Source organism: Micromonospora sp. B006 (assembly GCF_003408515.1).
GTDB lineage: Bacteria > Actinomycetota > Actinomycetes > Mycobacteriales > Micromonosporaceae > Micromonospora > Micromonospora echinospora_A.
Genome location: NZ_CP030865.1, coordinates 5,516,071 through 5,534,250, shown reverse-complemented (window position 1 = coordinate 5,534,250; position 18,180 = coordinate 5,516,071). Strand labels below are relative to the sequence as shown.

The window sequence follows — 18,180 nt, the reverse complement described above, 5'->3', positions numbered from 1 at the left end:
CGGTAACCGCCGCATGACCAGCGACGGGCCCGGCGGGTACGTAGAGTGCGAACCATGTCGAAGCCGCCGCTGCCCGAGCCCGCCGTCGCCATGCTGCGCAAGCCGAACCCGGCCGTCATCGCCACGCTGCGCGGCGACGGTCAGCCGGTGTCCGCCGCCACCTGGTACCTGTGGGAGGACGGCCGCGTCCTGGTGAACATGGACGAGGGCCGCCGCCGGCTGGCGCACCTGCGCCACGACCCCCGGGTCACCGTGACCGTGCTGGACGAGCAGGGCTGGTACACCCACGTCAGCCTGATCGGGCGGGTGGTCGAGCTGCGCGACGACGAGGAGATGGCGGACATCGACCGGATCTCGCAGCACTACACCGGACGGCCGTACCCCCGGCGGGACCGCAAGCGGGTCAGCGCGTGGATCGAGATCGAGCGCTGGCACGGGTGGGGCGCGCACAAGGACAACGACCAGACCGGCTGACGGTGCCCCCACGATGTCCGACCCATGCGGAAGAGTGTCGGGCATGAGTGAGCCGTACGACCCCAAGGCAGCGCTGCACCACTACCTGCGCGCGATCCGGGAGAACCTGATCTGGAAGCTCGACGGGCTGAGCGAACGCGAGGCCCGGCTTCCCCGCACCGCGACCGGCAACAACCTGCTGGGGTTGCTCAAGCACTCCCTGAACGTCGAGGCCGGCTACTTCGGGCCCACGTTCGGCCGTGAGTTCCCCACGCCCGAGGAGCTGGTGGCCGCCGAGACGTTCGACGCGGACCCGCAGGCGGACTGGTACGCCCGCGAGGACGAGACCAAGGACGGGCTGATCGACCTGTACCGCCGCGTCGCGGCGTTCGCGGACCAGACGATCGACACGCTGCCGCTGGACGCGCCGGGGCGGGTGCCGTGGTGGCAGCCCGGCCGGCATGACGTGACGCTGCACCAGGTCATCGTGCACGTCTGCGTCGACCTGGCCCGCCACGCCGGGCACGCCGACATCCTGCGCGAGCAGCACGACGCCGCGATCGGGCTGGGGCGGGAGAACCGGAACGTCCCCGAGGGCTACGACTGGCCGGCGTACGTCGACCGGCTGTCGGCGCTCGCCGACCGGTTCGCGTAGGCGGTGTTCCGGTAATGCGGCCGGAAGTTTCAACCACATTTCGGACAGTGGATCGACAGGACCAGCAGCATCGTGAAGCATCTATCCCATGAACATCCGGTCCGCCGCCGCTCCGCCGACCGCTGACGACGCCAGCTCCGCCCAGCCTCCCGACGACGTGCCGTCGGAGCGCACGCGCCGATGGCGCCGGCCGAACCCGGAGTGGACGCTGGCGATACTGGGCAGCCTGCTGCTGGCGGTGGTGCTGACCTGGCCGACGATGCGGCACCCGGCGACCACCATCCCCGGCGACCTGGGCGACCCGACGTTGCAGGCGTGGCAGGTCGCCTGGTCGGGGCACGCCCTGCTCAACGACCCGGCCAACCTCTGGCACTCGAACACGTTCTTCCCGGAGCGCTACACCTACGCCTACAGCGACACCCTGCTCGGCTACGCGCCGTTCGGGATGGTCGGCTCCGGCTTCGAGGCCGCCGTGATCCGCTACAACGTGCTCTACGTGCTGCTGCACGCGCTGGCGTTCCTCGGGGCGTACGCGCTGGCCCGGCAGCTCGGCGCGAACCGCTGGGGCGGCGCGGTCGCCGGGATCGCGTGGGCGTACGCGCCCTGGCGGCTGGCGCACTCCGGCCACCTGAACATCCTGTCCAGCGGCGGGATCGCGCTGGCCCTGGCGATGCTGGCCCGGGGTCACGGCTGGTCGCTGCGCCACGGCTACCGGCCGGAGCGCCGCCGTCCCGGCTGGGCGGTGGCCGGGTGGCTCGTCGCCGCCTGGCAGGTCACGCTCGGCTTCGGCATCGGGCTGCCGCTCGTCTACTTCCTGCTGGCCGCCGTGCTGGTGGCGGCCGGCTTCTACGGCTGGTCCTGGTGGCGCAAGCGGGAGCGTCCGCCGTTCGGCCGCCGGCTGCTGATCGCGGACCTGGCCGGTGGCGCCGTGTTCGGCGGCGTGACGCTGCTGCTCGGCCTGGTCTACCTGCGCGTCGTCGACCTCAACCCGCAGGCCGTCCGCTCGCTGGACTGGACCAAGATGTTCTCCCCTCCGCTGATCGGGTTCATCACCGCGCCCGGCGACTCGTGGCTGTGGGGGGAACGGCACGCCGCCGCCCGCGAACAGCTGACCTGGCCGCCGGAGATGGCGCTGCTGCCCGGGATGACGCTGATCGGGCTGGCCGCGGCGGGGCTGTTCGTCTCGTCGTTCCCGGTGCGGCACCGGGTCGCGCTGGGGCTCGGCGTGCTCGGCACGGTGCTGCTCGGTCTGGGCGCCACCCTCGGCGGGGACGGCGACCCCGGCTATCTGACGCTGTCCACGCTCCTGCCCGGCTGGGACGCGCTGCGCACGCCGGGCCGGATGATGCACTGGACCAGCCTGCTGCTGGCGGTGCTGGCCGCCGGGCTGGTCACGGCGCTCGCCGAGTCGTGGCACCGGCCCTCGGCCCACCGCTGGTCGCGGGCCGTGGCGCCGTTGGTCCTGCTGGTGCCGCTGGCGCTGGTGACGCTGGAGGGCGTCAACCGCACGCCGCACCCGGTCGTGCCGACGCCCCCGGCGGCGATGCGGACCGCGCCGGAACCGATGCTGGTGCTGCCCGCCGGCGGGATCGGCGACCTCAACTACATGCTCTGGTCCACCGACGGGTTCCCCCGGATCACCAACGGGCTCGGCGGTTTCGAGCCGGTCACCCAGGCGCAGACCCGGGTCGCCGCGGCGACGTTCCCCGACTCGGGCAGCGTGGCGTACCTGCGCGGGATCGGCGTGCGGTCGGTCGTCGCGGTGCCGAGCCGCGCGGCGGGCACGCCGTGGGAGGGCATCGAGAACCGGCCCGTCGACGGACTGGGCATCACCCGGGAGGACCTCGATGGCACGCTCGTCTTCCGGCTCTGACGCCGCCGGCGCCGGAGCCACCCGCCCGGGCCCCGGGCCGGGTGGGGCGACGGCGATACGGCTGTCGGTGGTGGTGCCCTGCTTCAACGAGGAAGAGTCGGTGGAGCGGCTGCACGAGATGCTCAGCACCGCGCTCGCCGAGCTACCCGACGTGGACGTCGAGGTGGTGTACGTCGACGACGGCAGCGAGGACGGCACGCTCGCGGCGCTGCGCCGGCTCGCCGCCGCCGACCCGACGGTCTGCTACACGTCGCTGAGCCGCAACTTCGGCAAGGAGGCGGCCATGCTCGCCGGGCTGCACCGGGCCACCGGCGACGCGGTCGTCATCATGGACGCCGACCTGCAGCACCCGCCGCGCCTGCTGCCCGAGATGGTCGCGCTCTACCGCCAGGGCTTCGACCAGGTGATCGCCCGCCGCGACCGGCGCGGCGACCGGTTCATCCGGATGGTCGCCTCACGCTCGTTCTACCGCCTTGTCAACTGGTGGATAGACGTCCGCCTGCTGGACGGCGCGGGTGACTTCCGCCTGCTGTCCCGGCTGGCGGTGAACGCGATCCTGGCGATGCCCGAGTACAACCGCTTCTCCAAGGGCCTGTTCTCGTGGATCGGCTTCCGCACGGTGGTGGTGGCGCACCGTAACGAGAGCCGGCAGGCGGGGCGGAGCCGGTGGACGTTCGGCAAGCTGTTCAACTACGCGTTCGACGGGCTGCTGTCGTTCAACAACCGGCCGCTGCGCCTGGCGATCTACGGCGGGCTGTTCCTCACGCTCATCGCTGTGGGCTACATGGCGTGGGTGGTCGCCGACGCCGTGGAGAAGGGCATCGACGTGCCCGGTTACACCACCATCATCGTCAGCGTGATCGGCCTCGGCGGCATCCAGATGATGATCCTGGGCGTGATCGGCGAGTACATCGGCCGGATCTACTACGAGACCAAACGCCGGCCGCACTATCTGGTGCAGGAGACCGAGCGTCCGGTCCCGGAGACCGGCGGCTCGCCCCGGCTGCCGAACCAGCGCGCGGCGTGGTCCACCGACCGGGGTCCACGCGCGGCGCCGGCTTGGGAGGATCCGTCCCGAGATGCCTCCCGGCGGCCCGCCGGCGGGGAATCGATGAGCGGCGACGCCGGCTGAACGACGGCGATCGGTGAGCGCCGATCAGCGCACAATCGTTCTCTTTTCGCAGGTGGCGGGGGGTTGCTATCGTCGCCCGCGACGCCGGAGACCGGCGCCGAGGAAAGGGTTGCGATGGGGCTGATGGACAAGCTCCGGGGCGAGCTCATCGACATCGTCGAGTGGCTGGACGACAGCCGGGACACGATCGTCTGGCGGTTCCCCCGGTATCAGAACGAGATCAAGATGGGCGCCAAGCTGGTCGTCCGGGAGTCCCAGACGGCGGTGTTCGTCAACGAGGGGAAGATCGCCGACGTCTTCCCGCCGGGAACGTACACGCTGGAGACCCGCAACCTGCCGATCCTGTCCACCCTGAAGGGCTGGAAGTACGGCTTCAACTCGCCGTTCAAGGCCGAGGTGTACTTCGTCAACACCCGGCAGTTCACCGACATGAAGTGGGGCACCCAGAACCCGGTGATCCTGCGCGACGCCGAGTTCGGCGTGGTCCGGGTACGGGCGTTCGGCGCCTTCGCCGCGCGGGTGGTCGACCCGGCGCAGCTGCTGCGTGAGCTGGTCGGCACCGACCCGCAGTTCCGCACCGAGGAGGTGCAGGAGTACCTGCGGCAGCTGATCGTGGGCCGGCTCGGCGGCGCGCTCGCCACGACCGGGGTGCCGCTGCTGGACCTCGCGGCGCACCAGGACGCGATCGGCCGGCGGCTGGCCGCCGTGCTGACCGAGGAACTGGCCGAGGTCGGTATCGCGATCCCCAAGTTCGTCATCGAGAACGTGTCGGTGCCGCCGGAGGTCGAGCAGGCGCTGGACAAGCGGACCAGCATGGGAGCGGTCGGCGACCTGGACCGGTACACCCGCTTCCAGGCCGCCAACGCGATGGAGGCCGCGGCGAACAACCCGGGCGGCGAGGCGGGCGCGGGCATCGGCCTGGGCCTGGGCATGGCGATGGGCCAGCAGATGGCCCGCACCATGGGCGGCGGCGGGGCCACGCAGCCGACGCCGGCCCCCGCGCAGCCGGCCGCCGCGCAGCCGTCGACCGCGCAGCCGTCGACCGCGCAGCCGGGCGCCGCCGAGCCGCCGCCGCTGCCGGGCCAGGCCCAGTGGTACGTCGGCGTCGGTGGCCAGCGGCAGGGCCCGTACGACCTCGGTGGGCTGGCCGAGCAGGCGGGCGCGGGCGCGCTCGGCCCGGACACGCTGGTCTGGCGTGCCGGGATGGCGCAGTGGCAGCCCGCCGGACAGGTGCCGGAACTGGCGTCGGTGCTCGCCAGCGTCCCGCCGCCGCTGCCGCCGCAGTGAGCGCGCGTCAGCGGGTGAGTCGTCCCCGCAGCGGGCAGGTGCCGGCATGAGCGACACGACTGTCTCCCCGCCCTCGTACCGGTGCGGGGGTTGCGGGGCCCGGGTGGAGTTCGCGCCGGGCACGACGACGCTCAGTTGCCCGTACTGCGGGCACCGGCAGGAGATCGCCGGCGCGGGCCGCGAGGTGCGCGAGCACGCGTACGCGGATCTGGCGTCGCTGCCCCGCAAGCCGGTGGCGAGCGTCGGGGCGCACACGTTCGTCTGCCCGGGCTGCGGCGCCCGGACGGAGAGCGACGTGCTGGCGCAGCGCTGCCAGTTCTGCGCCACGCCGCTGGTGGCCGACGCCGCGGCGGGCGAGCTGATCGCGCCGGAGGCGGTGCTGCCGTTCGCGGTGGACCGCAACGGCGTACGGACGGCGCTCGGCGAGTGGTGCCGCAGCCGCTGGTTCGCGCCGGGGAGCCTGAAGAAGATCAGCGAGGCGGAGACGCTGAAGGGCACGTACCTGCCGCACTGGACGTTCGACGCGCGGACCGTGTCGGACTACCAGGGGCAGCGGGGCGAGTACTACTACGTCACCGAGACGTACACGGTCACAGTCGACGGCAAGCAGGAGACGCGGACCCGGCAGGTGCGGCACACCCGGTGGCATCCGGCCGCCGGCACCGTCAGCCGGGACTTCGACGACGTGCTGGTGCCCGCCACCACCCACCTGCCCACCGAGCAGCTGGACAAGCTGGCGCCGTGGCCGCTGACCGAGGCGGCCGCGTACCACGGCGACTACCTGGCCGGATACCAGGCGTTGCGGTACGACACCGAGCCCGAGGCGGGCCTGACCGAGGCGAAGGCGCGGATGGCGCCGGTCATCGAGGGGGACTGCCGGTCGGACATCGGCGGTGACGAGCAACGGGTGTCCGCAGTGGACACCACGTACTCCGACGTGTCGTACAAGCTGATCCTGCTGCCGGTGTGGATCGCCGCGTACCTGCACGCCGGCCGCTCGTACCAGGTTCTGGTGAACGCGCGCACCGGTGAGGTCATCGGTGAGCGGCCGTACAGCGCCGCGAAGATCGCGGCGGCGGTGTTCGCCGCGCTGGTGCTCGTCGCCATAGTGGTGGCGTTCATGACGAGCCGTTAGCGTCGCCGCCCCGTCGAACGCCCACGGGCCACCGGTATCCGTTGCCGGTGGCCCGTGCGCATCGCGCGAGGAGACTGACCGAGCGGCCGATTCGCCGCCGCGCCGATCCACGTGAGAGTGAGGGCACGACCACCACCGGCCGAGCGGCGGAGGGCAGCCCCGATGGACTCACTGCGCAAGACGTCGCTGGTCGCGGGCGGGTTCTACCTGCTCACCTTCGTCTCCATCCCGACCCTCACGCTGTACGCCCCGATACGCGAGGCGGACTACATCCTCGGCTCCACGCCGGACACCCCGGTCGTCGTCGGCGGCGTCCTGGAGGTGATCGTCGCCCTCGCCTGCATCGGCACCGCGATCGCGCTGTACCCGGTGCTCAAGCGGCAGGGTGAGGCGCGGGCGCTGGGCTTCGTCGCCGCCCGGGTGCTGGAGGCCGCCGGCATCTTCATCGGCGTCGCGAGCATCCTCACCCTGGTCGCCCTGCGGCGGGCCGGGGCCGAGCCGGACGCGCTCGTCACCGGCCAGACGCTCGTCGCGTTCTACGACTCGGTGTTCCTGCTCAGCCAGGCGCTCCTCCCGGCCGTGAACGCCCTGCTGCTGGGCTCCCTGCTGTACCAGTCCCGCCTCGTGCCGCGCTGGCTGCCGATGCTCGGGCTCGCCGGAGCGCCGCTGCTCGTCGCCTCCGACCTGGGCACGCTGTTCGGCGCCTGGGACCGGCTGTCCCCGGTGGCGGCGGTCGCCGCGCTACCCATCGCGGTGTGGGAGTTCTCGCTCGGCGTCTACCTGGTCGTCAAGGGCTTCCGGCCCTCCCCCGTCACGGCCGGCGCGGTCGGGCCCCGCCCGGTCCAGGATGCCACCGTCTGAGCAGGGTCAGGCCCGCGCGCCGCCGTCGACCCGCAGCACGGTCCCGGTGACGAAGGAGGCGCGGTCGCTGAGCAGCCAGGCGGCGGCCTGGGCGATCTCGTCGGGTTCGGCGGCCCGGCGCAACGGGCTGGCGGCCGCGAGCCGGTCGATGATGCCGGGCGACTCCGCGTCCCAGGCCCGCATCATCTCGGTGAGCGTGCTGCCCGGGGCGATCGCGTTGACCCGGATGCCCTCCGGCCCGTAGGTGATCGCCGCGGACTCGGTGAGGCTGTTCACCGCGCGCTTCATCGCCCCGTACGCGGGCAGTGCGGGGTTGCCCATCAGGCTGCCGACGCTGGAGTTGTTCACGATCGCGCCGGTGCCGGCGGTGGCCCGGATCGCCGCGACCTCGGCGACCATGGCGAGCCACGGCCCCTTGAGGTTGACGGTGTAGACGTGGTCGAAGTCCTCTTCGCGCACCCGGTCCATCGGTCCGGGCGGCACGTTCGTCGCGCCGTTGTTGAAGGCGACGTCGAGGCGGCCGTACACCTCGACCGTGCGGTCCACGGCGACGCGCACGCTCGCCGCGTCGGCCAGGTCGCAGACGACGTACTCGGCGGTGCCGCCCGCGGCCCGGACCTGCTCGGTGACCGCCTTCAACTGCTCCTCGGTCCGGGCGGCGAGCAGCACCCGGGCGCCCTCGGCGGCGAACAGCCGGGCCGCCGCGGCGCCGATGCCGCGCCCGGCGCCGGTGATGAAGGCGACCTTGCCGGCCAGCAGGCCGGCGGTCGGGTGGCCGGTCGTGTCGGTTCGTGTGGTGTCCATGCGGCAAGCCTGCGGCCGGTCGCGGAGCCCATCCAGGCACCGGCGGTACCTGGCTACGAGCCGCCGCGCACGGGCACACTGGGGTCGTGGACCGACGTGAGCTGGCAGTGTTCCTGCGGAGCAGGCGGGAGCGGATCACTCCGGCCGACGTGGGCCTGCCCGCCGGGCGGCGTCGCCGCACGCCGGGGCTGCGCCGCGAGGAGGCGGCGCGGCTGGCGTTCATCTCGACCGAGTACTACACCCGGCTGGAGCAGGGGCGGGGGCCGCGGCCGTCGCGGGAGGTGCTGGCCGGGCTGGCCCGCGCGTTGCGGCTGTCCGACGCCGAACGCGACCACCTCCACCACCTGGCCGGGGAGTCGCCCGCGCCGCCGCCCGGGCCACCCCGGGAGGTACGGCAGAGCGTGCTGGACCTGCTGCACCGGCTGCCGCAGGCGGCGGCGTTCGTGACCTCGGCGACGTTCGAGGTGATCGCCTGGAACGACCTCGCGGCAGCCCTCATGGAAGACTTCTCCGCGGTGCCCCGGCGGGACCGCAACCTGGTCCGCCGGGCCTTCCTCGGCCCGCACCTGATGTACGGCGTGTCGGACGCGAGCGAGTTCGCCCGTCACTCGGTCGGGCGGCTGCGCGCCGCCGCAGCCCGCTATCCGGACGACCCGGAGATGGCCGCGCTGATCGGGGACCTGCTCGCCGGCAGCGAGGAGTTCGCCCGCCTGTGGGCCTCCCACGAGGTGGACGGCGCCCGCACGCTGAGCAAGACGTTCCGGCACCCGCTGGTCGGGCCGGTGACTGTCAACTGCGACGTCCTCGACATCACCGACCGCGACCAGCAGGTGGTCATCTACACCGCCACGCCCGGCTCCCCGTCGGAGGAGGCGCTGCGCCTGCTCTCCGTGATCGGCACCCAGCGGATGACCGTCGAGCACTGACCCCGCGCCGAGCCGGCCGTCCACGGGCCGAACCGGCTCGGTGGAACGTCATGGGTGTCAACTGGACGCCGAGACACCCATGACGTTCCACTCGCCGGGACAACGGGCCGATCTTGGTACGAGAGCGCCCCTACAGGGGCCGTTTCGTACCAAGATCTGGCCGTCGGGTTGCCGAACCGTTCCGGTCCGGCGACGTCGCCGGGGCGAGAGGTGGGTGGTGGGCGGTGGGTGGTGGGTGGTGGATCAGCAGCCGATCCGGGTCGACCCCATCGCCACGTCGTCGTACCAGAGGGTGTCGGCCCCGCCGCCGTAGCTCTCCCAGCCCAGCTTCAGGTCGGTGAGCTGCGGCCGCCAGGTGCGGTTGTACCACTGGCCGTCGATGTCGTGCGTCGGCACGCCGTCGGCGGTCAGCCCGGTGACGGCGACGCCGTCCAGCCAGGTACGGAGCTGGCCGGCCGACCCGTCCACCATGAACTCCAGGCAGGCCCAGCGGTTGGTGGGCAGCGGCACGCTCTGCGCCACCCCGGCCGGGCTCTGCTCGGGCAGCGTGGCGTCGTCGGAGGCGCGGTTCCACTGCAGAGCGCCGTTCTGGCCGCCCAGCCGCAGGTCCCGGTTGCCGTCTGCGGCGTCGGACATGGTGATCATCGTGGTGTGGTCGGTGGGCTGGGCGGTGGTGTGCCGCACCCAGATCCGGGCGTACCGGACGCTGCCCAGGGCGCTGAGGTTCTTCGTGGTCCGCACGAACACGTGGTTGCAGTAGCCGGCCGCGCCGTTGATCCGGATCGCGCGGCTGCCGCTGTGCGTGGTGGTCGTGTCCACCGTGGCCGTGCCGGCGCCGGAGCAGTCCGGGCTCACCACCGTCCAGTCGCCGGACGGCGTCGAGCCGGTCTGATTCTCGAAGCCGTCGCAGAGCACCGCCCCGGCGCACCCGCTCGGCGGCGGGGTCGTCGGGGGCGCGCTGGTCGGAGGCGCCGTCGTGGGCGGCGCGCTGGTCGGGGGCGCGGTGGTCGGCGGGGCGGTGGTGGGCGGGGCGCTCGTCGGCGGCGCCGTGGTCGGCACCGCCGTGGTGGGCACGACGGTCGGGGACGGCGCGGCGCCGTTGCACGGCACGCCGTTGAGCGTGAACCCGCTCGGCGCGCCGCCGGCGGCGCTGAACGTGCCCTGCACGCCGAACTCGGTGGAGCCGCCGGCCGGGATGCTGCCGTTGTACGACATGTTGCGGGCGGTGACCGTCGAGCCGGACTGGCTGACGGTGGCGTTCCAGCCGTTCGTGACGCGCTCGTCGCCGGCGTACGTCCAGGTGACCGTCCACCCGGAGACGGCCGAGTCGCCGGGTGAGACCTTGACGCTCGCGGTGAACCCGCCAGGCCACTGGTTGGGTGTGTAGTCGACCCGGCAGCCCTGCGCCGCCGTGGCCGGGCCGGCGAGCAGTGCCGTCGCGGTGGCCGCCACGACGGCGGCCAGCGCGGTCACCGCCGCCAGGGCCGGGCCGGAACGGGTACGGAGAATCGTCATGGGAAGTCCTTCTGCGTCGGGCGGCGCGGCGCTACGACGCGCGTCCGGACGGACGGCGGCGCGGCGACGCGCTTCGGTGGCGGCGCGTCGATGCGCCACTGTGAGAAGTCGGTACGGACGACCGACGTGCCCGGCTCGGCGTGGACCTGTCAGCCGCCGACGGCCCGATCGTGCGGACCTCGGCGGCGCCCGCCCTCAATCTATTGAGCAACGCCGATCCAATCAAGCGCCCCGGCGCGGCCGTGGTCTTCTTCCCGATTGCTGTGTTGCGCGGCGACGGCGCTGGTCGGCCGCCCGGCCGCCACGCGGCCCCTGTGCGCCGCCGGCCCGCCGCACTAGTCTCCTCACCGCAACCCCCGGGCCGCCGTACCACCGGCACGGACGGCGGCACCCCCGGCGACCGGAGGCGCGTGTGCCCGACGAGATCGACGACTCCTTCCTCGCCCTTCCAGTGGCCCGCCTCGCCGACGCCGCCCTGTCCCGGGCCCGGCAGCGGGGCGCGCGGTACGCCGCGCTGCGGGTGCAGCGGGTCCGCTCCGGGCGCACCGTCGTGCACGACGGGGCGCTGCGGGCGAGCGAGGAGGAGACCGAGACCGGCCTGGCGGTACGGGTGCTGCACCGGGGCGCGTGGGGCTTCGCCGCCACGCCGGAGCTGACGCCGGAGGCGGCGGTACGCGCCTGCGACGACGCGCTGGAGCTGGCCCGGGCCTGCGCCGACGTCGGCGGCGCGCCTGTCGCGCTCGCGCCCGAGCCCGCGTACCCGGCGGCGACCTGGCGCTCGCCGTACCGGATCAACCCGTTCGAGGTGCCGGAGAGCGAACGCGCGGAGTTGCTCAGCCACTGGTGCGCCGGGCTGCTGGCGCACGACTCGGTGGCGCACGTGCTGGCCCGCGTCAGCGCCGCCCAGGAGAACACGTACTACGCCGACCTCGGCGGCACCGCCGTCACCCAGCAGCGCGTCCGGGTGCACCCGCAGGTGCTGGCGGTGGGCCGGCACCCGCGCGACGGCGGCGTCCAGCCGCTGCGGACTGTCGGCCCGCCGGTGGCCCGCGGCTGGGAGTACCTGCACGGCGAGGGCTGGGACTGGGCCGGCGAGCTGGCCGAACTGCCGGCGCTGCTGGCCGAGAAGACGCAGGCGCCGCCGGTGCGACCGGGCCGGTACGACCTGGTGATCGACCCGTCGCAGCTCTGGCTCACCATCCACGAGTCGGTCGGGCACGCCACCGAGTACGACCGGGCGCTGGGCCACGAGATGTCGTACGCGGGCGGCACCTTCGCCACCCCCGAGTCGGCCGGGCGGCTGCGGTACGGCTCGTCGCTGATGAGCGTGGACGCCGACCGGTCGGCCGCGCACGGACTCGCCACCGTCGGGTTCGACGACGAGGGCGTGGCCGCGCAGTCCTGGCCGCTGATCGAGGAGGGCGTCCTGGTCGGCTTCCAGCACGACCGGGCCTCGGCCGCGCAGGCCGGCCTGCCACGTTCCGCCGGCTGCGCGTACGCCGAGTCGTACCGGCACACACCGATGGCCCGGATGCCGAACGTGTCGCTGCGCCCGGCGGTAGGCGGGCCGGACACCGCGGCCCTGATCGCGGGCGTGACGGACGGCTTCTACCTGGCCGGCTCGGACAGCTGGTCGATCGACATGCGCCGGCGGCAGTTCCAGTTCACCGCCCAGCGCTGGCACCGCATCCGCAACGGGCGGCTGGCCGGGCAGGTGTCCGGCGCCGCGTACCAGGCGGAGACCACGGCGTTCTGGGCCGCGCTGTGCGGGCTGGGCGGCGAGGGCACCTGGCTGCTCTCCGGCGCCGACATGTGCGGCAAGGGTCAGCCGGTGCAGGCGAGCGCGGCCAGCCACGGCTGCCCGGCCGCCGTGTTCCGCGGCATCGACGTCGTCGACACCGGAGGGCGGGACGGGTGAGCGGGATCCAGGACGCCCTGGAAGCGGCGCTGCGGCACCGGCGCGACGCCGACGAGCTGCTGCTGATCGCCGACGAGACGGCCGCCGCGCACCTGCGCTGGGCGGGCAACGCGCTCACCACCAACGGCAGTATCCGGTCCCGCCGGGTGACGGCGGTGGCGGTGCGGGACGGCGCCGCCGGCGTACACGTCGGGCTGGTCGGGCACGGCGGCGCGCTCGGCGACGCGCTGCCCGGCCTGGTCCGCGCGGCCGAGCGGGCCGCCCGCGACGCCCCACCCGCCGCCGACGCGGCGTCGCTGCCCGAGCCGTGGCGGACGCCGTCCTGGGCGGAGCCGCCCGGCCGCACCTCGGTCGACGCGTTCCGCGACGTGCTGCCCGGCCTGGCCGAGGCGTTCGCGGCAGCCGGGCGGCGGCGGCTCTACGGCTACACCGAGCACCGGGTGGTCACCACCTATCTCGCCGCGTCCACCGGCGCCCGCCTGCGGCACTCGCAGCCCACCGGCCTGTTCGACCTGAGCGTGCGCGACGGCGACGACTCGGCCTGGGCCGGTGTGACGGCGCCCGACCTGACCGGGCTGGACGTGCCGGCGCTCGCCGCGGAGCTGTCCGCCACGCTGGCGCGGCCCGGCCGCCGGGTCGAGCTGCCCCCGGGACGCTACGAGGTGCTGCTCACCCCGAACTGCGTGGCCGACCTGATGCTCCACCTCTACCTGGCCGCCGGGGCGCGGGGCGCGCTGGACGGGCGCACCGCGTTCAGCCGCCCGGACGGCCGCCTGCCGATCGGCGAACGCCTCACCGCGCTGCCGCTGACGCTGCGCAGCGACCCGGACCATCCGCTGCTGCCCTGCGCCCCGTTCACGGTCAGCCGGGGCACCGACGACCTGACCGCCGTGGTCGACAACGGGCTGCCGCTGCGGCCGACCCGCTGGATCGACGAGGGCGTGCTGACCGCGCTCGTGCAGACCCGGCACACCGCCGCGCGGACCGGCGCGCCGCTCACCCCGATGGTGGACAACCTGGTGCTGGAGGGCGGGCCGGACGCGCCGACGCTGCCCGAGATGGTGCGCTCCACCCGGCGCGGCCTGCTGCTCACCTCGCTGTGGTACCTGCGCGACGTCGACCCGGCGTCGCTGCTGCTGACCGGCCTCACCCGCGACGGCGTGCACCTGGTGGAGGACGGCGAGATCGTCGGCACGGTGCACAACTTCCGGTTCAACGAAAGCCCGCTGTCGCTGCTGGCCCGGGCCACCGAGGCCGGGCAGCCGGTGCCGGCGCTGCCCCGGGAGTGGGGCGACTACTTCACCCGGATGGTGATGCCGCCGCTGCGGGTGCCCGACTTCCTGATGTCGGCGGTCAGCCCGGCGACGTGAACAGCGCGGCGAACCGGTCCAGGGTGCGCCTGTCGTACACGAGCTGTTTCTGCGGCGGGTACGGACGCCGTGGCGGCGGCACGTACCCGGGCTCGCCGCGCCGGGGCAGCGTCCCGTCCGGGCGGCGCAGGTGCGGACCGTGGAAGAACCAGCAGAGCTGGCCGACCAGCTCGGCGAAGACAAGCGGGTGCAGGTCGGCCGGGTACATCGCGAGGTGGCAGCGGGTGGCCCGGAACTCCCCGCGCGGCCCGAACGTGTTGCCGAACAGGACGTGCCCGAAGACGTCGTGCACCGCCCGGAAGATGTCGTTGTGCAGCAGCTCCTCGCCGCCGGCCCGGACTCCGGCGGGGGCGCGCAGCGGATGGTCGCCGCCCGCGCCGGCCGGCCCGTGCCCGTGGCGGGTGAGGAAGACGTGGAGCAGGCCGGTCGAGCGGACCCGCGCGACCAGGTCCCGCGAGTCCCGGTACGGCTGCCCCGGCCCGGTCCACGGCAGCACCCGGATGCCCACCTCGCCGATCAGCCCGAACTGCCGCAGGTTCTCCTCGGCCAGCCGGGCGTACCCGCGCTCCGTGCCGGCGGTGACCATCGGGGCGGCGTCGTAGCGGTCGGCCACCTCCCGGCAGAAGTCCTCGTCCAGGCGCAGCGGCTCGGCGGCCAGCCGGTCCAGCCGGACGGCGGGCACGCCGGCGCGCGCCGCCGCCCGGTCGGCGTGTGTCTGGGCCAGCTCGCCGAGACGTACGGTGAGCCGGTGGTCGTCGCCGCTCATCGACCCGGGCGTCAGTCCTCCCCCAGCCACAGGTTGGTCAGGTCGCCGTTGAGCACCGGGTACGGCAGCCAGTTGCGCACCCGGTGCCCGCGCAGCCAGTACTGGTGGGCGAAGAGGATCGGCACGACCGCGCAGTCACGCAGCACCTCCCGCTCGGCGGCCCGCCAGTGCTCGTTCGCGGTCGTCTCGTCGGCGCAGCTCAGCGCCGCGTCGATGTGCTCGTTGAGGACCGGGTTGTGGTAGTGGCCGAAGTTCGACCCCCAGTCGTCGTTGTCGGAGACGCCGGAGCTGTCGAAGAGCGCCTGGAGGTAGACGCGGGCGTTGTTGCCGTGCCAGTCCGGCTCCCAGCCGGACAGCGCCACGTCCCAGCGGCCCTCGCGGGCCCCGTCGGCCCGGCCGAGGTACGTGCCGAACAGCTCGGTGATGCCGGCCGGGACGAGGTCGAGGGTGATGCCGGCCCGGGCGGCGGCGGCGCGGACCACCCGCGCGGTCTCCGGGTGGATGTCCCGGTCCCGGTAGACAAGCTTCAACGTGAGCCCGTCCGGGTAGCCGGCGTCGGCGAGCAGCCGCCGGGCCCGCTCCGGGTCGCCGGCGCCGTCGTTCGCGGCGTACGGGGCGAACGGCCGGTGCGCGCGGCACAGCGGCGGCAGGATCTGCTCGGCGATGTCGTTGAGGCGCGGCCCGCCCCAGACCTCGGCCACAGTGGTCTTGTCGATCGCGTACTGCAACGCCTCCCGGACCTCGCGGCGGGCCAGCGCGCCGCCCTCGTTGGGGCTGAGCACGTTGATCACCAGGTACGGGCTGAACAGGCCGGCCGGGCAGACCTCCAGCCGGGGGTCCCCGGCGGCGAACATCTCCGGCAGCCGCTCGGTCAGCGGCTGGATGTCCCACATCATGTCGGCGTCGCCGCCGATCACCATGTCGTGGCAGGTCTTCTCGTCCAGCCCCTGCCGCACCTCGATCCGGTCCACGTGCGCGGCCCGGACCGGGTCGGTGGCCGGGTCCCAGGTGCGGCTGCGCTCCAGCGTGATGCGCCGGTCCGGCTCGTAGCCGGTGATCCGGTACGGCCCGATGGAGCCGATCCGCTGGTCCAGCTCGGGGCTGCCGGGCACGAACCACAGGTATTCCTCCGGCGCCGGGGAGGCGAACGGCAACGCCAGGATGTTGAGGAGGTCCGGGGTGGGGCGGCGGGTGGTCAGCTCCAGCGTCCGGTCGTCGAGCACCCGCAGCCCGGGCACCTCGGCGGCCTCCAGGTAGGGCGCCACCACGTTGAGGTCGCGGGGCAGCGTGAGCAGGTCGTCGCGGAACTCGGCGAGCCCTTCGACGGTGCTCAGGTAGTAGGGCAGGCCGGGGCTGGGCGCCATCGGGTGGGCCAGCCGCTTGATGCCGCGTACCACGTCGGCGGCGGTGAGCGGCCGGGGCCCGTTCGGCAGGTCCCAGCGCAGCCCGTCGCGCAGCGTGAACCGGTAGCGGCGGCCCTCGTCATCGTACGGACCGTCCGCCGCCACGGCCAGGTCCGGCACCAGGTCGCCAGCTCGCCGGTGGTCGCGCGTCGCCGGGTAGGTGACCAGCTGCCGGGTGTACGCGCGGATGATCCCCCGGGTCACCGTGTGGTACGCCAGCGCCGGGTCGAGGTGGTCGACGTCGCCCGCGCCGACCAGGGTGAGCGTGCCGCCGCGACGCGGTCCGGCCCCGCCGGAGGTGTGCGCGGTGGCCGTCGGCGTGCCTGCTGCGGTCATGCGGACTCCTCCAGCCAGAGGTTGGACAGGTCGAACCAGCGGTCCACAGTGGGCATGGCGATCGCGTTGCGGACCCGCCGGCCCTTGCGGTGCGGGATGGTCGGGGCGTGCACGAGGATCGGCACGATCGCGGCGTCCCGCATGACGTGCAGGTCGACCTGGTGCCACAGCTCGGTGGCGCGGGCCCGGTCGGTGGCGCCGAGCGCCTCCTCGATCAGCCGGTCGACCTCCGGGTTGCTGTATCCGCCGTAGTTGCTGGTGCCGCGGGACGTGTTCGTCTGGAACATCGGCTGGACGTAGGTGCGCCCGTTCGGGCCGAACCAGTCGGGCGTCCAGGACGGCGCGGAGATGTCCCAGGCGCCGGCGCGCGCGTTGGCCGGGTCGCGCAGGAACTGGTAGTACTCGGCGTGACCGAGCGCGACCAGGCGCACGCTGATGCCGCCCTTCTCCAGGTCGGTGGCGTAGGAGCGGGCCACCTCCGGGTTGGCGTCCACGTCCCGGTGCACGGCGGTGAGGGTGAGCCCGTCCGGGTAGCCCGCCTCGGCCAGCAGCGCCCGGCAGCGCTCCGGGTCGCCCCGGTCGCCCGGCGTGGGATACAGGTTGAAGTCGACGTGCCCGTCGTTGCCCGGCGGGATCGCGGTGTGGCCGGGCAGCATCACCGTCCCGGCCTCCAGGTCGTGGTAGATCTCGGCGATCGCGGCCTTGTTCAACGCGTACGCGATGGCCTGGCGCACCTTGAGCTTGCTCATCGCCCGGTCGGCGTTCGGGCTGAGCAGGTTGAACACCAGGTACGGGTTGAGCGCGTAGCCGAGGTCGTTGCCCGGGTCGGTGGGCGGCACGTCGTACGGCTCGGTGATCGGTGACGCCCAGGACAGGTCGGCGCGCCCGCTGTCGATCACCTCACCCACCTGCTGCGGGGTGGCGATCTCCATGGTCACCTCGACGCCGTCCAGGTACTGCTGGCGTACCGGGTCGGACGCCTTGCGCCACACCGGGTTGCGCGCCAGCCGCACCGACTCGCCGTGGACGTAGTGGGTGACCCGGTACGGCCCGTTGGAGCGCACCCGCCGCCGGAACTCCGCGCTGTCCGGCAGCACCTCGTCGTACTCGACCGGGGCGGCGGAGGCGAAGTGCAGCGCCAGGATGTGCAGGAAGTCCACCGCCGGGCGGATCAGGTCGAACACGATCGTCCGGTCGTCGACGGCCCGCACCCCGGCGATCTCGTGGCTGTTCTGGAACGCGGCCAGTTCGGCGGCGGTCGGCTCGGCCGAGGTGATCGCGGCCTCGTACGCGTCGCAGTACTCGGCCATCCCCCGGATGGTGCTGGTGAAGTAGCCGATCCCGCCGGCCCGCAGCACCGGGTTGGTCATCCGCTTGAAGCCGCGCACGAAGTCCCCGGCGGTCACCTCCCGGGGCGGGTCGGTGTCCCAGTACACGCCGGGGCGCAGCCGGATCGTGTAGCGGGTGTGGTCGGCGCTGATGCCGCCGTTGTCCACCGTCGGCACCGCCTCGGCCACGTCGGGCACGGGCGTGACGGCCGACGGGTCACGCAGGTCGGCGACCGGCCGGTAGGTGAAGAGCTGCCGGGCGAAGAGCCGGATGATCTGCCCGCCGAGCATGTAGTAGGCGCAGGCCGGATCGAGATGGTCCATGCTGCCGGGCCCGTAGAGCCGCAGGGTTCCCCCGTACCGGGGCTGGCCGCCGTTCATCGACACACACCTTTCGTCGTCTCTGGTAGCTGCTGCC

Annotated in this window: 14 protein-coding genes and 1 pseudogene; 10 read left to right on the top strand and 5 right to left on the bottom strand. The window is 73.7% G+C overall.

What is annotated here, in order from left to right:
- Positions 1-54: 54 nt before the first annotated feature.
- From MicB006_RS24845 to MicB006_RS24815, 7 genes and pseudogenes are all read left to right on the top strand, one after another.
- Complete coding sequence (locus MicB006_RS24845) at positions 55-474, top strand: PPOX class F420-dependent oxidoreductase (protein WP_116509351.1); 420 nt, start codon at positions 55-57, stop codon at positions 472-474.
- 43 nt (positions 475-517) lie between these two features.
- The gene (locus MicB006_RS24840) at positions 518-1,108 is read left to right on the top strand and encodes a DinB family protein (protein ID WP_116509349.1); all 591 of its coding nucleotides are present in this window, start codon (positions 518-520) and stop codon (positions 1,106-1,108) included.
- A gap of 88 nt (positions 1,109-1,196) precedes the next feature.
- Entirely contained in the window at positions 1,197-2,981 is a 1,785-nt protein-coding gene (locus tag MicB006_RS24835; protein WP_116509347.1) for a hypothetical protein, read from the top strand.
- Positions 2,982-3,036: 55 nt separating this feature from the next.
- Positions 3,037-3,969: pseudogene (locus MicB006_RS24830) on the top strand (glycosyltransferase family 2 protein); the annotation flags it as partial.
- A gap of 258 nt (positions 3,970-4,227) precedes the next feature.
- Positions 4,228-5,400: an SPFH domain-containing protein gene (locus MicB006_RS24825; protein ID WP_116509345.1), complete on the top strand. Its 1,173-nt coding sequence runs from the start codon at positions 4,228-4,230 to the stop codon at positions 5,398-5,400.
- Between the two features lie 46 nt (positions 5,401-5,446).
- Positions 5,447-6,535 carry a hypothetical protein gene (locus tag MicB006_RS24820; RefSeq protein WP_073827331.1) on the top strand — a complete coding sequence of 363 codons (1,089 nt, stop codon included), beginning with the start codon at positions 5,447-5,449 and terminating at the stop codon, positions 6,533-6,535.
- A gap of 162 nt (positions 6,536-6,697) precedes the next feature.
- On the top strand, positions 6,698-7,396 hold the full coding sequence (locus tag MicB006_RS24815; RefSeq protein ID WP_116509343.1) for a DUF4386 domain-containing protein: 699 nt from the start codon (positions 6,698-6,700) through the stop codon (positions 7,394-7,396).
- Positions 7,397-7,402: 6 nt separating this feature from the next.
- On the opposite strand, the gene MicB006_RS24810 is transcribed toward MicB006_RS24815, so the two are convergent.
- Positions 7,403-8,200 (bottom strand): SDR family NAD(P)-dependent oxidoreductase, encoded by a 798-nt coding sequence (locus MicB006_RS24810; protein ID WP_116509341.1) that lies wholly within the window; start codon positions 8,198-8,200, stop codon positions 7,403-7,405.
- An 86-nt stretch (positions 8,201-8,286) separates the two neighbouring features.
- Between MicB006_RS24810 and MicB006_RS24805 the strand changes: the two genes are divergently transcribed.
- On the top strand, positions 8,287-9,126 hold the full coding sequence (locus MicB006_RS24805; RefSeq protein ID WP_116509340.1) for a helix-turn-helix transcriptional regulator: 840 nt from the start codon (positions 8,287-8,289) through the stop codon (positions 9,124-9,126).
- A gap of 243 nt (positions 9,127-9,369) precedes the next feature.
- Here the strand turns inward: MicB006_RS24805 and MicB006_RS24800 are convergent, their stop codons facing one another.
- Positions 9,370-10,641, bottom strand: coding sequence for a cellulose-binding domain-containing protein (locus tag MicB006_RS24800; protein ID WP_116509338.1), 1,272 nt, complete (start codon positions 10,639-10,641; stop codon positions 9,370-9,372).
- Between the two features lie 412 nt (positions 10,642-11,053).
- On the opposite strand from MicB006_RS24800, the gene MicB006_RS24795 reads away from it, so the two are divergent.
- Positions 11,054-12,559 (top strand): TldD/PmbA family protein, encoded by a 1,506-nt coding sequence (locus MicB006_RS24795; RefSeq protein ID WP_116509336.1) that lies wholly within the window; start codon positions 11,054-11,056, stop codon positions 12,557-12,559.
- Positions 12,556-13,929, top strand: a complete 1,374-nt coding sequence (locus MicB006_RS24790) for a metallopeptidase TldD-related protein (RefSeq protein WP_116509334.1) — start codon at positions 12,556-12,558, stop codon at positions 13,927-13,929. Before MicB006_RS24795 ends, MicB006_RS24790 begins: the two co-directional genes overlap by 4 nt.
- Here the strand turns inward: MicB006_RS24790 and MicB006_RS24785 are convergent.
- From MicB006_RS24785 to MicB006_RS24775, 3 genes are read right to left on the bottom strand one after another with little or no spacing between them, the layout of a single operon-like run.
- On the bottom strand, positions 13,913-14,695 hold the full coding sequence (locus MicB006_RS24785) for a hypothetical protein (RefSeq protein WP_116509332.1): 783 nt from the start codon (positions 14,693-14,695) through the stop codon (positions 13,913-13,915). The genes MicB006_RS24790 and MicB006_RS24785 overlap by 17 nt on opposite strands.
- Before the next feature lie 11 nt (positions 14,696-14,706).
- Positions 14,707-16,434 carry an ABC transporter substrate-binding protein gene (locus MicB006_RS24780; RefSeq protein ID WP_116509330.1) on the bottom strand — a complete coding sequence of 576 codons (1,728 nt, stop codon included), beginning with the start codon at positions 16,432-16,434 and terminating at the stop codon, positions 14,707-14,709.
- Complete coding sequence (locus tag MicB006_RS24775) at positions 16,431-18,143, bottom strand: ABC transporter substrate-binding protein (RefSeq protein WP_116509328.1); 1,713 nt, start codon at positions 18,141-18,143, stop codon at positions 16,431-16,433. Before MicB006_RS24775 ends, MicB006_RS24780 begins: the two co-directional genes overlap by 4 nt.
- Between the last annotated feature and the right edge of the window lie 37 nt (positions 18,144-18,180).